The sequence below is a fragment of the Mycobacterium sp. 852002-51961_SCH5331710 genome (assembly GCF_001665535.1).
Lineage (GTDB): Bacteria > Actinomycetota > Actinomycetes > Mycobacteriales > Mycobacteriaceae > Mycobacterium.
On the sequence record NZ_LZSQ01000123.1, the window covers coordinates 101,433 to 117,270 of the forward strand.

Here is a 15,838-nt window from a genome sequence, read left to right on the forward strand (position 1 = left end):
GCGGGCGGCAGGCTATTCTGAACGGCGTTCCACCGAAGACCGTCGGTCACCGAGCAATCGGTTGAAGGTCCGGACGAATCTGTTGTTCTTCGCGCAAGCGGCTCATCAGATAACCCCGGCGGCCCACGCAGGAGGACGAGGCCAACGCCATTGCTGCGCCCCGACCTGTCTGCGTCGGGGCGTTCGTCGTTTCCGGCCCGAAAGCCCTGCACTCCGGCCGATGGTCACCCATCCACGAGGAGGCATGCATGGCCAAGGCTGACAAGGCCACCGCGGTTGCCGACATCGCCGAGCAGTTCAAGGAGGCTTCGGCGACGCTCGTCACCGAGTACCGCGGGCTGACGGTGGCCAACCTCAAGGACCTGCGCCGTTCGCTCGGTGATTCCGCCACCTACACGGTCGCCAAGAACACGCTGGTCAAGCGTGCCGCGGCGGAGGCGGGCATCGAGGGGCTCGACGAGTTGTTCGTCGGTCCCACCGCGATCGCGTTCGTCAAGGGCGAGGCCGTCGACGCCGCCAAGGCGATCAAGAAGTTCGCCAAGGACAACAAGGCCCTCGTCATCAAGGGCGGCTATATGGACGGCCGCCCGCTGAGCGTGTCCGAGGTCGAGCGCATCGCCGACCTGGAGTCGCGCGAGGTGCTGCTGGCCAAGATGGCCGGCGCGATGAAGGCGAACCTGTCCAAGGCCGCCGGTCTGTTCAACGCTCCGGCGTCGCAGGTCGCCCGGCTGGCCGCCGCTCTGCAAGAGAAGAAGGCCGGCGAAGAAGCCGCTTAACCCGCCCCGACCTGCGATTTGTCGCGCACAGATCGCAACCAGATGTAAGTAGTAAGGAAAGGACCAAAAATGGCCAAGCTGTCCACCGACGAGCTGCTCGACGCGTTCAAGGAACTGACGCTGCTGGAGCTCTCCGAGTTCGTCAAGAAGTTCGAGGAGACCTTCGAGGTCACCGCCGCTGCCCCGGTCGCCGTCGCGGCTGCCGGCCCCGCCGCCGGTGGTGCCCCCGCCGAGGCCGCCGAGGAGCAGTCCGAGTTCGACGTCATCCTCGAGGGTGCCGGCGACAAGAAGATCGGCGTCATCAAGGTCGTCCGCGAGATCGTTTCCGGGCTGGGCCTCAAGGAGGCCAAGGACCTCGTCGACGGCGCTCCCAAGCCGCTTCTCGAGAAGGTCGACAAGGCTGCCGCCGACGATGCCAAGGCCAAGCTCGAGGCCGCGGGCGCGACGGTCACCGTCAAGTAACACCTCGCCGGCCAGTCCGGCGATACCACAACTGTGGGGTCGATCCAGCAAATGGGTCGGCCCCACAGTCGTTTTCCCGATGGGTCACAATCTGACCCCAGACACGTGTGGTGGCCTGCGGAGGTAGGCTACAGTGACTCAAGCCACAAGCGGGAAGACCTGTGGCGTGACGATGATTGGCGGAAGGATCTCGCGTGGGCATTGGTATCCAGATTGAGGGACTGACCAAGTCCTTCGGCCCCCAGCGAATCTGGGAGGACGTCACCTTCGACTTGCCGCCGGGTGAGGTCAGCGTTCTGCTCGGCCCCTCGGGTACCGGTAAATCCGTGTTCTTGAAGTCCCTCATCGGGCTGCTGCGCCCCGAGCGCGGCAAGATCATCGTCGACGGCACCGACGTGATCCAGTGCACCGCCAAGGAGCTCTACGAGATCCGCACGCTGTTCGGCGTGATGTTCCAGGACGGCGCGCTCTTCGGCTCGATGAGCCTCTACGACAACACCGCTTTCCCCTTGCGTGAGCACACCAAGAAGAAGGAAAGCGAGATCCGCCAGATCGTCATGGAGAAGCTCGAGCTGGTCGGTCTGGCCGGCGACGAGAACAAGTTCCCCGGCGAGATCTCCGGTGGTATGCGCAAGCGTGCCGGCCTGGCCCGCTCGCTGGTGCTCGACCCGCAGATCATCCTCTGCGACGAGCCCGACTCGGGCCTGGACCCGGTTCGTACCGCTTACCTGAGCCAGCTGCTCATCGACATCAACGCGCAGATCGACTGCACGATCCTCATCGTGACCCACAACATCAACATCGCCCGCACCGTGCCCGACAACATGGGCATGCTGTTCCGCAAGCACCTGGTGATGTTCGGGCCGCGTGAAGTGCTGTTGACCAGCGACGAGCCCGTCGTCCGGCAGTTCCTCAACGGTCGTCGTATCGGCCCGATCGGCATGTCCGAGGAGAAGGACGAGTCGACGATGGCCGAAGAGCAGGCCATGATCGACGCCGGCCACCACGACGGTGGCGTCGAGGAGATCGAGGGTGTGCCGCCGCAGATCCAGGCGACGCCCGGTATGCCCGAGCGCCAGGCCGTCTACCGCCGGCAGGCCCGGGTGCGCGAGATCATGCACACCCTGCCGCCCGCCGCGCAGGAAGCCATTCGCGAAGACCTCGAGGGCAGTAGCCAGTCTTCGTCGAATCAGTTCGGCGACGCTCCGACGACCCGGCACCGCACGGTCGACGACGAGGCGCCGACGGGCGCCATCCCGCGCGCGCAGCAGTAAGCCGCGACCGTGGACGCCGAGCCCGCGGCTCGCGTTCCGAAAGCCCGCACTCAGAAGGCCGGCCTTCAAAAAGCGACGTTCTGCCGGATCTGCGAGCCGCTCTGCGGCATGATCGCGACCGTCGAAGACGGCCGGTTGACCGAGCTGCGTCCCGATAAGGACCATCCGCTCTCGGCGGGATTCGCGTGCCAGAAGGGCATCGCGTTCGCGGAGGTGGTCAACGACCCCGACCGCGTCACCACCCCGCTGCGCAGACGCGCTCGCGCTGACGGTCTTCGCGCGAACGATCCCCCGCAAGCGGGAGGTGCCCCCACATCCGACGGCGGCTTCGACCCGGTGAGCTGGGACGAGGCGATGACCGACATCGCCGCCCGGCTCGGCGACATCCACCGCAGGCACGGCGCCGGCGCGATCGGTTGGTACTTCGGCAACCCGGGAGCGTTCAGCTACTCCTACACCCTGGCGCTCAACATGCTGATGGCCGGATTCGGGCTCGGTCTCTTCGGTCGCGGTCGGGGTCTGCACGTCTTCACCGCCGGTTCGCAGGACGTCAACAACCGCTTCGTCGCCAGCCAACTGCTCTACGGGTCGCCGCTCGCGCTGCCCGTGCCCGACGTGTTGCGCACGGATCTTCTCGTGGTCATGGGCGCCAACCCGGTCATCTCGCACGGCAGCGTGCTGACCGTGCCGCGGATCCGCGATCACATGCACGACATCGTCAAACGCGGCGGCCGGGTGCTGGTGATCGACCCCCGACGGACCGAGACCGCGGCCCAGTTCGAATGGCTGGGCATCGTCCCGGACGGCGACGCCTACCTGCTGCTGTCGCTGCTGCACGTGATGTTCGGTGAAGGGCTCGTCGATCGGGCTCGACTGGAGCGGCTGGCCGACGGTGCGCGGTGGCTCGAGCGGTTGGCCGCGCCGTTCAGCCCCGAAGTCACCGAGGTGCACACCGGCATCGATCCCTGGACAGTGCGCGGCCTGGCCCGTGACCTCGTCCGCACCCAGCGAGCGGCGGTGTACGGCCGCGTCGGTACCAGCATCGGTGAGAACGGAACATTGACGACGTATCTCTTGGACGCGGTCAACCTGGTCGCGGGCAATCTCGATGTCCCCGGCGGCAGCATGTTCGGCCGGCTCGGACTGCCGGGGGAGCGGTGGCTCAACATGGCCGGCGGGGCCCTGCTGCGCACCGTCTACCGGCGCAAGCGCTCGCGCATCGGCGACTTTCCCTCCGTCCTCGGGTCCGAGCCCGCGGGAGTGATGGCCAAGGAGATCACGACGCCGGGACGCGGACAGGTCAGGGCGCTGTTTGTCGGCGCGGGCAACCCGGTGCTGTCGGTGCCCAACGGCGACGAACTGGAGACCGCTCTGCGGTCTCTGGAGCTGATGGTCGGGATCGACCTCTACGTCAACGAGACGCTCGCGCACTGCGATTACGTGCTGCCCGCGACGTCGATGTATGAGCGTGACGACTTTCCGCTGCCGTTCCAGACGCTGCAGCCCACGCCGTTCCGACAGGCCACCGAGGCCGTCATCGCGCCGGTGGGGCAGGCCCGCGCGGAGTGGGAGATCATCGACGACCTGACCGCCAGGATGTGGCGGTCCACGCCGGGCCTGACCATGCTCGCCGTCGTCCGAAAAGCGTTGTCCATGTTCGGGGTTCGCTTCAATCCCCGGATGCTCGTCGACGCGGTGATCCGGCTGGCCGAGGGCGGCGATCGGTTCGGTCGACGGCGCGGGTTGAGCTTCTCCAAGCTCACGGCCGATCATCCGCACGGCCTCGTCCTCGCCGACCGTCTGCGCGCCGGGGTGCTCCGCGACACCGTCGTCTACCGCGGTCGTCGGGTGCGGCTGCGCCACGACGAGATCGCCGCCGAGGTCGACAAGCTGACGCGCCGCAGCGTGGCCGATGGTTATCCGATGCGGCTGATCGGCATGCGGGAGGCGCCGTCGGAGAACTCGTGGATGCACAACTCGCCGCTGCTGATGCGCGGCGAGCGCACACATCGGGCGCGCATGCACGTCGACGACGCGGCCACCCTCGGCATCGTCGACGGCGACACCGTGCGCATCTCGTCGCCGCACGGCGAGATCGAGCTGCCGGTCCTCGTGACCAAGGACATCGTCGCCGGGGTGGTCGCGGTGCCGCACGGATGGGGCCACAAGGGCACCGCCGGATGGCGTGTGGCCAACGGCGCCGGCGGTGCCAACGTCAACCGGTTGATATCCAGCGATCCCGCCGACATCGAGAGCCTGGCCGGGATGGCCCGGCTGACCGGCGTGCCGGTGCGCGTCGAGCGCGCGGCCGCGCAGCCCGAGCGCGCGCAAACTTCCGCATAAGGCCGATTCGCGGCCAGCAAACCCGTTATCTTTCTCCCGTCGTCAAGCGGGAGAGGTCATGGTCGACCGGTTTCTGATGTGGTTGAGCGCGGGTGTCGTCACCGCGGGAATGTCGGCGGCCATGGTGGCCGGTGCAGGTGTGGCGATCGCCGACGACGGCTCGTCGTCGAACGCCGGTGGGACGAGCAGTTCCGAGTCATCGAATTCGGCTGACAGTCCGAAGGATTCGACCGATTCCCCGGCCGCCGCCGCGGCCGGTACGCAAACGCCCGGGTCGAACGCCACCCGCACGACCGGTGGCCCGCCGCGCACCCGGGTCGGCGCTCGACGCGCGGACGATGCGGCAGACGCCGCGAAGAAGTCCGACGCCACCGATGCGACGGACCGCAAGCCCGACCGGAAGCGCCCCGGTGCGACCCGCAAGAATGCCGCCACCACTACAGCGCAGGCAAACGACAGCACCCCCGCCGACAACACCGCCAACGAAGGCCCCGCCAGCGACGGCGCCGAAACCGACGTCGACACCGGCCAGGAGACGGAAACCGGCGCCGCAATCGCCGAAGAGCAGGCCCCCGAGCAGACCATCGAAGAGATCGTCGCCGACTCCCGCTCGGACCGTGACCACAGCGCCGACCAGACGACCACCGCGCTCTCGCGCAACGTCACCCGCATCGCGGCGGACGAGCACACCGTCGTCCGAACCGAAGCCGGCAAGGCCGCTACGACGACCGTCGTCGACACGACGGTCGGCACCGGCGCCCAATCCACCGAAGAGCGCACGGCGGCCGTCCTCGAGCAGCCGGAGGAGAACCTCGTCGAGCAGGAGTTCGCCGTCCAGCAGGTGGCCTACGCGGCTCCGCTGACCGCGACGACGGCGACCGCGCCTCAGATTCCCACCCTCATCCGGGTGATCGGAACGATCGTGTTCGACCTCTATGGGTTGGCCACCCGGATCCTCGGCGGCCCGCCGATCCTCCCGGCGAACAGCACGGTCACCGTGCGCTCCTCGACGCTGCGGATCGACTGCGCTTGCGCCGAGGGGGCGGGGAAGGAGGTGCCCGCCGACTGGTACATCCCCAAGACCGCCGAGGACGCGCCGCCGGACCGGCTGATCTACCTCCAGCACGGCTTCCTCGCCAGCGGCCCCTGGTACAGCCACACCGCGGCGGCGCTCGCCGAACGCACGAACAGCATCGTCGTCGCCCCGACGATCACCTCGAACTTCTTCGCCCTCGACGGATGCTGGCTCGGAGGCGCGCCGATGCACGAGGCGATGGCGGGCCTGTTCAGCGAGGGGAACGAGGCGTTGGCCGACAGCGCACACGCGGCGGGCTACGACGGGCCGATCCCCGATCGTGTCGTGCTGATGGGCCACTCGCTCGGCGGTGGCGCGGTCTCCGGTATGGCGGGCCACATGGCCGGCGACGCCCGCGTCGACCGGCTTGCGGGGGTTGTGCTGCTCGACGGCGTCGCCCTCGGAGATCCTGCGCAGATGACGGCGTCGCTGAAGAAGGTTCCGCTCGACATCCCGATCTACCAACTCGCCGCCCCGGTCTACATGTGGAACAACTTCGGCGCCGGCCTCGACGCGCTGGCCGCGGCGCGCCCCACCGGGTTCATCGGCGTGACATTGGTCAACGGCTCGCATGTCGACTCCATGCGCGGCGGCAATCCCCTCATCCAGTTCGCCCAGGAGCTGGTCGCCGGGTTCACGCGGCCCGAGAACGCCGCGGCCGCGCAGATGCTGATGGTGGGCTGGGTCAACGACATGTTCGACCCGACGAGCTCCGAGGGGCTTTACCTGGAGCGTGGTGAGCGGTACAGCTTCGACACCCCGGCAGGGAAGGCAACCGTCGTCGCCCTGCCCAACACCTTGACCAAGCCGTACCTGTTGAACTTCCTGCGCCCGTTCATGTCGCTCGCCAACGGGCTCTTCAGCCTCGATCCGGTCTGCGTCCGCCAGTCCGTCGGATCGGCCGGGGTCGGACACTGCAGCGACACGATCGCCGCGTGAACGTAAAAGTCCACAACAACCCGTGTTATCTCTTGACGGACGGCCGCCGAGGGGTCAATCTGTTGGGCAGCAATGTATGGACGGGTGAGAAGGGTTGAGTCGCCAGCCAGCGCCTCGATGCGTTCCATACATGCGGTTGGGTTGTGGATGTTGAGGAATACGCCGTCCTGCGGTACTGTTGGACGTTGCGCTGGCTGCATCCTGCCCACCTAAACCCGCACCTGACACCGAAGTCCTAGCCTGAGCCCAGCTCAGTGATCTAGTCGCGTGCCGTGCGTTCGGGAAGTTTGTGGTCGTGAGTGGCCAGCCGAACCGACGCAGATATCGCGACGAGCGGACCGGTGTTCACCGGCACGATAGTCGCATGAGGTGCTGGAAGGATGCATCTTGGCAGGGTCCCGCCCAAGCAAGACAGCAGAAGCTACTAAAAACTCCGTCCCAGGAGCACCAAACCGAATTTCTTTTGCAAAGCTCCGTGAGCCCCTCGAGGTTCCCGGGCTTCTAGATGTTCAAACCGAGTCCTTTGAATGGCTGATCGGCTCCGACGCCTGGCGTGCCAAGGCCAAGGAGCGCGGCGAGGAGAACCCCGTCGGCGGTCTCGAAGAGGTGCTCTCCGAGCTGAGCCCGATCGAGGACTTCTCCGGCTCGATGTCGCTGTCCTTCTCCGATCCGCGCTTCGACGAGGTCAAGGCCCCGGTCGACGAGTGCAAAGACAAGGACATGACGTACGCGGCCCCGCTGTTCGTCACGGCCGAGTTCATCAACAACAACACCGGTGAGATCAAGAGCCAGACGGTCTTCATGGGCGACTTCCCGATGATGACCGAGAAGGGCACGTTCATCATCAACGGCACCGAGCGTGTCGTGGTGAGCCAGCTGGTCCGCTCGCCGGGTGTCTACTTCGACGAGAACATCGACAAGTCGACCGAGAAGACGCTGCACAGCGTCAAGGTGATCCCGGGCCGCGGTGCGTGGCTGGAGTTCGACGTCGACAAGCGTGACACCGTCGGTGTGCGCATCGACCGCAAGCGCCGTCAGCCGGTCACCGTGCTGCTCAAGGCGCTCGGTTGGACCAACGAGCAGATCACGGAGCGCTTCGGCTTCTCCGAGATCATGATGTCGACGCTGGAGAAGGACAACACCGCAGGCACCGACGAGGCGCTGCTCGACATCTACCGCAAGTTGCGTCCGGGCGAGCCGCCGACCAAGGAGTCCGCGCAGACCCTGCTGGAGAACCTGTTCTTCAAGGAGAAGCGCTACGACCTGGCCCGCGTCGGTCGCTACAAGGTCAACAAGAAGCTGGGCATCACCGAGAACCCGGCTCAGACCACGTCGACCACGCTGACCGAAGAGGACGTCGTCGCCACCATCGAGTACCTGGTGCGCCTGCATCAGGGCGACAAGACGATGACGGTCCCCGGTGGCGTCGAGGTGCCGGTCGAGGTTGATGACATCGACCACTTCGGCAACCGTCGCCTGCGCACCGTCGGCGAGCTGATCCAGAACCAGATCCGGGTCGGCCTGTCCCGCATGGAGCGCGTCGTGCGTGAGCGCATGACCACCCAGGACGTCGAGGCGATCACGCCGCAGACCCTGATCAACATCCGTCCCGTCGTGGCGGCGATCAAGGAGTTCTTCGGCACCAGCCAGCTGTCGCAGTTCATGGACCAGAACAACCCGTTGTCGGGCCTGACCCACAAGCGCCGCCTGTCGGCGCTGGGCCCCGGCGGTCTGTCCCGTGAGCGCGCCGGCCTCGAGGTCCGTGACGTGCACGCCAGCCACTACGGCCGCATGTGCCCGATCGAGACGCCGGAGGGCCCGAACATCGGCCTCATCGGCTCGCTGTCGGTGTACGCGCGGGTCAACCCGTTCGGCTTCATCGAGACGCCGTACCGCAAGGTCAAGGACGGTGTTGTCACCGACGACATCGAGTACCTGACCGCCGACGAGGAGGACCGCCACGTCGTGGCGCAGGCCAACTCGCCGATCGACGAGAACGGCCGCTTCGTCGAGGACCGCGTGCTGGTTCGACGCAAGGGCGGCGAGGTCGAGTTCGTGTCGTCGAATGACGTCGACTACATGGACGTCTCGCCGCGCCAGATGGTGTCGGTGGCGACGGCCATGATCCCGTTCCTCGAGCACGACGACGCCAACCGTGCCCTGATGGGTGCCAACATGCAGCGCCAGGCGGTTCCGCTGGTGCGCAGCGAGGCCCCGTTGGTCGGTACCGGCATGGAGCTGCGCGCCGCGATCGACGCCGGCGACGTCGTCGTCTCCGACAAGGCCGGTGTGGTCGAGGAGGTCTCCGCCGACTACATCACCGTGATGGCCGACGACGGCACCCGGCACACCTACCGGATGCGCAAGTTCGCGCGTTCCAACCACGGCACCTGCGCCAACCAGCGTCCGATCGTCGACGCCGGCCAGCGTGTCGAGGCGGGCCAGGTCATCGCCGACGGGCCGTGCACCGAGAACGGTGAGATGGCGCTGGGCAAGAACCTGCTCGTGGCGATCATGCCGTGGGAGGGTCACAACTACGAGGACGCGATCATCCTCTCCAACCGCCTGGTGGAAGAGGACGTGCTCACCTCGATTCACATCGAGGAGCACGAGATCGACGCCCGCGACACCAAGCTGGGCGCCGAGGAGATCACCCGGGACATCCCGAACGTCTCCGATGAGGTGCTGGCCGACCTCGACGAGCGCGGCATCGTCCGCATCGGCGCCGAGGTCCGCGACGGCGACATCCTGGTCGGCAAGGTCACCCCGAAGGGCGAGACCGAGCTGACCCCGGAGGAGCGGCTGCTCCGCGCGATCTTCGGCGAGAAGGCGCGCGAGGTCCGCGACACGTCGCTCAAGGTGCCGCACGGTGAGTCCGGCAAGGTCATCGGCATCCGCGTGTTCAGCCGCGAGGATGACGACGAGCTGCCCGCCGGCGTCAACGAGTTGGTCCGCGTCTACGTCGCGCAGAAGCGCAAGATCTCCGACGGCGACAAGCTGGCCGGACGCCACGGCAACAAGGGCGTCATCGGCAAGATCCTGCCCGTCGAGGACATGCCCTTCCTGCCCGACGGCACCCCGGTGGACATCATCCTGAACACCCACGGTGTGCCGCGTCGTATGAACATCGGCCAGATCCTGGAGACCCACCTCGGGTGGGTGGCCAAGAGCGGCTGGAAGATCAACGGGTCGCCCGACTGGGCGAGCGCGTTGCCCAAGGAGCTGCTCGAGGCCGAGGCGGGAAGCATCGTCTCGACACCGGTGTTCGACGGTGCCCGCGAAGCGGAGCTGCAGGGTCTGCTCTCGTCCACGCTGCCCAACCGCGACGGCGAGACGCTCGTCGACGAGGACGGCAAGGCGATGCTGTTCGACGGTCGCAGTGGTGAGCCGTTCCCGTATCCGGTGACGGTGGGCTACATGTACATCCTGAAGCTGCACCACCTGGTGGACGACAAGATCCACGCTCGCTCCACCGGGCCGTACTCGATGATCACCCAGCAGCCGCTGGGCGGTAAGGCGCAGTTCGGTGGCCAGCGGTTCGGCGAGATGGAATGTTGGGCCATGCAGGCCTACGGCGCGGCGTACACGCTGCAGGAGCTGTTGACCATCAAGTCCGACGACACCGTCGGCCGGGTCAAGGTGTACGAGGCGATCGTCAAGGGCGAGAACATCCCCGAGCCGGGTATTCCGGAGTCGTTCAAGGTGTTGCTCAAGGAACTCCAGTCGCTGTGCCTCAACGTCGAGGTGCTGTCTTCGGACGGCGCCGCGATCGAGATGCGCGACGGCGACGACGAAGACCTGGAACGCGCCGCGGCGAACTTGGGAATCAACTTGTCGCGCAACGAATCTGCTTCTGTTGAGGATTTGGCCTAAAGAGGGCTTTTGTGATGAGCGCTTGCGCGAAGAAACATTGGGAATTGTCTAATCCCGAAAGGGGAAAGGGAGTTACGTGCTAGACGTCAACTTCTTCGATGAGCTCCGAATCGGTCTCGCCACCGCCGACGACATCCGTCAGTGGTCCTACGGCGAGGTCAAGAAGCCGGAGACCATCAACTACCGCACGCTGAAGCCGGAGAAGGACGGCCTGTTCTGCGAGAAGATCTTCGGACCGACTCGCGACTGGGAGTGCTACTGCGGCAAGTACAAGCGCGTCCGCTTCAAGGGCATCATCTGTGAGCGCTGCGGCGTCGAGGTGACCCGCGCCAAGGTGCGCCGTGAGCGGATGGGCCACATCGAGCTGGCCGCGCCCGTCACGCACATCTGGTACTTCAAGGGTGTGCCCTCGCGTCTGGGCTATCTGCTAGATCTGGCGCCGAAGGATCTCGAGAAGATCATCTACTTCGCCGCCTACGTCATCACCGCAGTCGACGACGAGATGCGTCACAACGAGCTGTCGACGCTCGAGGCCGAGATGGCCGTGGAGCGCAAGGCCGTTGAGGATCAGCGCGATCTCGATCTGGCCGAGCGGTCGCAGAAGCTCGAGGCTGACCTGGCCGAGCTGGAGAAGGAAGGCGCCAAGAGCGACGTGCGCCGCAAGGTGCGCGACGGCGGTGAGCGCGAGATGCGCCAGATCCGCGACCGGGCCCAGCGCGAGCTGGACCGGCTCGAGGAGATCTGGAACACCTTCACCAAGCTGGCGCCCAAGCAGCTCATCGTCGACGAGGTGCTCTACCGGGAACTGCAGGACCGCTACGGCGAGTACTTCACCGGTGCGATGGGTGCCGAGGCCATCAAGAAGCTCATCGAGAACTTCGACATCGAGGCCGAGGCCGAAGAGCTGCGTGAGGTCATCCGAAACGGCAAGGGGCAGAAGAAGCTCCGCGCGCTGAAGCGGCTCAAGGTGGTCGCCGCGTTCCAGCAGTCGAGCAACTCCCCGATGGGCATGGTGCTCGACGCGGTTCCGGTGATCCCGCCGGAGCTGCGCCCGATGGTGCAGCTCGACGGTGGCCGGTTCGCCACGTCGGACCTCAACGACCTGTACCGCCGCGTCATCAACCGCAACAACCGGCTCAAGAGGCTGATCGACCTCGGCGCGCCCGAGATCATCGTCAACAACGAGAAGCGCATGCTTCAGGAGTCGGTGGACGCGCTGTTCGACAACGGCCGCCGCGGCCGCCCGGTCACCGGACCGGGCAACCGCCCGCTCAAGTCGTTGTCGGATCTGTTGAAGGGCAAGCAGGGTCGGTTCCGCCAGAACCTGCTCGGCAAGCGCGTCGACTACTCCGGCCGTTCGGTCATTGTGGTCGGCCCGCAGCTCAAGCTGCACCAGTGCGGTCTGCCGAAGCTGATGGCCCTCGAGCTGTTCAAGCCGTTCGTGATGAAGCGTCTGGTGGATCTCAACCATGCGCAGAACATCAAGAGCGCCAAGCGGATGGTCGAGCGTCAGCGCCCGCAGGTGTGGGACGTCCTCGAAGAGGTCATCGCCGAGCACCCGGTGCTGCTGAACCGCGCACCGACGCTGCACCGCCTCGGCATCCAGGCCTTCGAGCCGCAGCTGGTGGAGGGTAAGGCCATTCAGCTGCACCCGCTGGTCTGCGAGGCGTTCAACGCCGACTTCGACGGTGACCAGATGGCCGTGCACCTTCCGCTGTCGGCGGAGGCGCAGGCCGAGGCTCGCATCCTGATGCTGTCGTCGAACAACATCCTGTCGCCGGCGTCGGGTCGTCCGTTGGCCATGCCGCGTCTGGACATGGTGACCGGCCTGTACTACCTGACGACGATGGTCGAGGGCGACAAGGGCGAATTCGCCCCTGCCGCCAAGGATCAGCCGGAGAGCGGTGTGTACAGCTCGCCCGCCGAGGCGATCATGGCGATGGACCGCGGTGCGCTGAGCGTGCGCGCCAAGATCCGCGTGCGGCTGACGCAGTTGCGCCCGCCGGCCGACATCGAGGCCGAGCTGTTCCCGGACGGCTGGAAGCTGGGCGACGCCTGGACCGCGGAGACCACGCTGGGCCGGGTCATGTTCAACGAGCTTCTGCCGCACGGATATCCGTTCGTCAACGAGCAGATGCACAAAAAGGTCCAGGCGCGGATCGTCAACGATCTCGCCGAGCGCTTCCCGATGATCGTGGTTGCGCAGACCGTGGACAAGCTCAAGGACGCCGGCTTCTACTGGGCCACCCGCTCGGGTGTCACCGTGTCGATGGCCGACGTGCTGGTGCCGCCGCAGAAGCAGGAGATCCTGGACCGCTACGAGAAGGAAGCGGACCAGATCGAGAAGAAATACCAGCGCGGTGCTCTCAACCACGACGAGCGCAACGACGCCCTGGTCAAGATCTGGCAGGACGCCACCGAAGAGGTCGGCGAGGCCCTGCGGGCGCACTACCCGAAGGACAACCCGATCATCACGATCGTCGACTCGGGTGCCACGGGTAACTTCACGCAGACCAGGACCCTGGCCGGCATGAAGGGTCTGGTGACCAACCCGAAGGGTGAGTTCATCCCGCGTCCGATCAAGTCTTCGTTCCGCGAGGGCCTGACGGTGCTGGAATACTTCATCAACACCCACGGCGCCCGAAAGGGTCTGGCGGACACCGCTCTTCGTACCGCCGACTCGGGTTACCTGACCCGTCGTCTGGTCGACGTGTCGCAGGACGTCATCGTTCGCGAGACCGACTGCGAGACCGAGCGCGGCATCAACGTCACGCTGGCCGAACTGCAGGGCGACTCCTTGGTGCGCGATCAGCACATCGAGACGTCGGCCTACGCGCGGACGCTGGCGCAGGACGCGGTCGACAAGGACGGCAACGTCGTCGTCGAGCGCGGCCACGACCTGGGCGACCCGGCGATCGAGGCGCTGCTGGCCGCCGGCATCACCGAGGTGAAGGTCCGCTCCGTGCTGACCTGCGCCACGGGCACCGGCGTGTGTGCGATGTGCTACGGCCGTTCGATGGCGACGGGCAAGCTCGTCGACATCGGCGAGGCCGTCGGTATCGTCGCCGCGCAGTCCATCGGCGAGCCCGGTACGCAGCTGACCATGCGCACGTTCCACCAGGGCGGCGTCGGTGAGGACATCACCGGTGGTCTGCCTCGCGTGCAGGAGCTGTTCGAGGCCCGTATCCCGCGGAACAAGGCGCCGATCGCCGACGTCACCGGCCGGGTGCGCCTCGAAGAGGGCGAGCGCTTCTACAAGATCACCATCGTTCCCGACGATGGTGGCGAAGAAGTGGTGTACGACAAGCTCTCTCGTCGTCAGCGCCTGAAGGTGTTCAAGCACGACGACGGCACCGAGCGCCTGCTCGCCGACGGCGACCATGTCGAGGTGGGCCAGCAGCTGATGGAAGGTGCTGCCGATCCGCACGAGGTGCTGCGTGTCCAGGGCCCCCGCGAGGTGCAGATCCACCTCGTCAAGGAGGTCCAGGAGGTCTACCGCGCTCAGGGCGTGTCGATCCACGACAAGCACATCGAGGTCATCGTCCGGCAGATGCTGCGTCGCGTCACGATCATCGACTCGGGTTCGACGGAGTTCCTGCCCGGCTCGCTGACCGAGCGTGGCGAGTTCGAGACCGAGAACCGTCGGGTGGTCGCCGAGGGCGGCGAGCCCGCGGCGGGTCGTCCGGTGCTGATGGGTATCACGAAGGCATCGCTGGCCACGGACTCGTGGCTGTCGGCGGCCTCGTTCCAGGAGACCACGCGCGTGCTCACCGATGCGGCGATCAACTGCCGCAGCGACAAGCTGCAGGGTCTGAAGGAGAACGTGATCATCGGCAAGCTGATCCCGGCCGGTACCGGTATCAACCGTTACCGCAACATCCAGGTTCAGCCGACCGAGGAAGCCCGCGCTGCGGCCTACACGATCCCGTCCTACGAGGATCAGTACTACAGCCCGGACTTCGGCCAGGCCACCGGTGCCGCGGTGCCGTTGGACGACTACGGCTACTCGGATTATCGGTAACTAGTTACGGAGATGCCCCCGGGTTCGCCCGGGGGCATTTTCGTTGTCCCTGGCCGTCCCCCGGGTGCGAAAGTGTCATCATTCGACCTGATGCTGGCGAATATCGGGTGGTTCCTCGCCGGGCTGGCCGCGTTGATCGTCGGTGCCGAGGTGATGGTGAAGGGCGGGTCCCGCCTGGCCGCTCGGCTGGGCATCAGTCCGATCGTGGTAGGCCTGACCGTGGTGTCGATCGGCACCAGCATGCCGGAACTGGCCGTCGGCGTGACGGCCGCCGGTCAAGGTAGCGGGGCGTTGGCGGTCGGCAACATCGCCGGGACCAATGTGGTCAACCTGTTCCTGATATTGGGGTTGAGTGCGGCGATGGTCCCGTTGGTCCTGCAGTTGCGGACCATTCGCCTGGAGCTGCCGATGATGGCGGTGGCCGCGCTGTTGTTGTTCGTGCTCGCGGCCGACGGCGTGTTGACGCGTACCGACGGCGGCATCCTGTTCGCCGGTGCGATCGTTTACACCGTCGTGGTGATCCGGTCGGCGCATCGGGAATCGCGCGCTGTCGTCGGCGAATTCGCGCAGGCCTATACCGAGGATGCGGCGGAAGAGCCCTCCGGCGGTCGCCGTCAGACGCTGCGTGAGGCCGCAATGCTCGTAGGCGGTATCGCGCTGGTGGTGGTCGGAGCCGAATGGCTCGTCGACGGTTCGGTCGGAATGGCCCGCGAATTCGGCGTCTCCGATGCGCTGATCGGACTCACCGTGGTGGCCATCGGAACCTCGGCGCCAGAGCTGGCGACCACGGTGATGTCCACGTTGCGCGGTGACCGCGACATCGCAATCGGAAACCTGGTGGGCAGCAGCATCTACAACATCGCGCTGATACTCGGCGTCACCTGCCTGGTGCCCGCGCACGGCCTGGAGTTGCCGTCGAGCCTGGTGCGCATCGACATTCCGATCATGGTGATCGTCGCGCTGCTCTGCATTCCGATCTTCATCACCGGCCGACGTGTCAGCCGTGCCGAGGGCGTGCTGATGGTGACGGCATATCTGGGATATCTGACCTTCCTGCTCGCCACCCAGAGCTGAC

At 66.3% G+C, this 15,838-nt stretch carries 8 protein-coding genes; all 8 read left to right on the top strand.

What is annotated here, in order from left to right; all coding sequences use genetic code 11:
• The first annotated feature begins 248 nt into the window (after positions 1-248).
• Positions 249-776, top strand: coding sequence for a 50S ribosomal protein L10 (gene rplJ, locus A5752_RS23460; protein WP_059101516.1), 528 nt, complete (start codon positions 249-251; stop codon positions 774-776).
• Positions 777-845: 69 nt separating this feature from the next.
• Positions 846-1,238 carry a 50S ribosomal protein L7/L12 gene (gene rplL / locus A5752_RS23465; protein WP_064345556.1) on the top strand — a complete coding sequence of 131 codons (393 nt, stop codon included), beginning with the start codon at positions 846-848 and terminating at the stop codon, positions 1,236-1,238.
• 194 nt (positions 1,239-1,432) lie between these two features.
• Positions 1,433-2,512 carry an ABC transporter ATP-binding protein gene (locus A5752_RS23470; RefSeq protein ID WP_067090896.1) on the top strand — a complete coding sequence of 360 codons (1,080 nt, stop codon included), beginning with the start codon at positions 1,433-1,435 and terminating at the stop codon, positions 2,510-2,512.
• Between the two features lie 9 nt (positions 2,513-2,521).
• Positions 2,522-4,855 (top strand): molybdopterin-containing oxidoreductase family protein, encoded by a 2,334-nt coding sequence (locus A5752_RS23475; protein ID WP_082964034.1) that lies wholly within the window; start codon positions 2,522-2,524, stop codon positions 4,853-4,855.
• A 58-nt stretch (positions 4,856-4,913) separates the two neighbouring features.
• Positions 4,914-6,869, top strand: a complete 1,956-nt coding sequence (locus A5752_RS23480) for an alpha/beta hydrolase (RefSeq protein ID WP_067090901.1) — start codon at positions 4,914-4,916, stop codon at positions 6,867-6,869.
• Between the two features lie 387 nt (positions 6,870-7,256).
• Entirely contained in the window at positions 7,257-10,742 is a 3,486-nt protein-coding gene (gene rpoB, locus A5752_RS23485; RefSeq protein WP_082964051.1) for a DNA-directed RNA polymerase subunit beta, read from the top strand.
• 76 nt (positions 10,743-10,818) lie between these two features.
• Positions 10,819-14,763 (top strand): DNA-directed RNA polymerase subunit beta', encoded by a 3,945-nt coding sequence (locus A5752_RS23490; RefSeq protein WP_067090905.1) that lies wholly within the window; start codon positions 10,819-10,821, stop codon positions 14,761-14,763.
• Between the two features lie 90 nt (positions 14,764-14,853).
• Positions 14,854-15,837, top strand: a complete 984-nt coding sequence (locus tag A5752_RS23495) for a calcium/sodium antiporter (RefSeq protein ID WP_067090907.1) — start codon at positions 14,854-14,856, stop codon at positions 15,835-15,837.
• The last annotated feature ends 1 nt before the right edge of the window (position 15,838 follow it).

Bases quoted from the DNA above. Each gene is read 5' to 3' on its own strand.
- rplJ (WP_059101516.1), top strand. From the start codon at position 249: ATGGCCAAGGCTGACAAGGCCACCGCGGTTGCCGACATCGCCGAGCAG.
- rplL (WP_064345556.1), top strand. From the start codon at position 846: ATGGCCAAGCTGTCCACCGACGAGCTGCTCGACGCGTTCAAGGAACTG.
- A5752_RS23480 (WP_067090901.1), top strand. From the start codon at position 4,914: ATGGTCGACCGGTTTCTGATGTGGTTGAGCGCGGGTGTCGTCACCGCG.
- A5752_RS23495 (WP_067090907.1), top strand. From the start codon at position 14,854: ATGCTGGCGAATATCGGGTGGTTCCTCGCCGGGCTGGCCGCGTTGATC.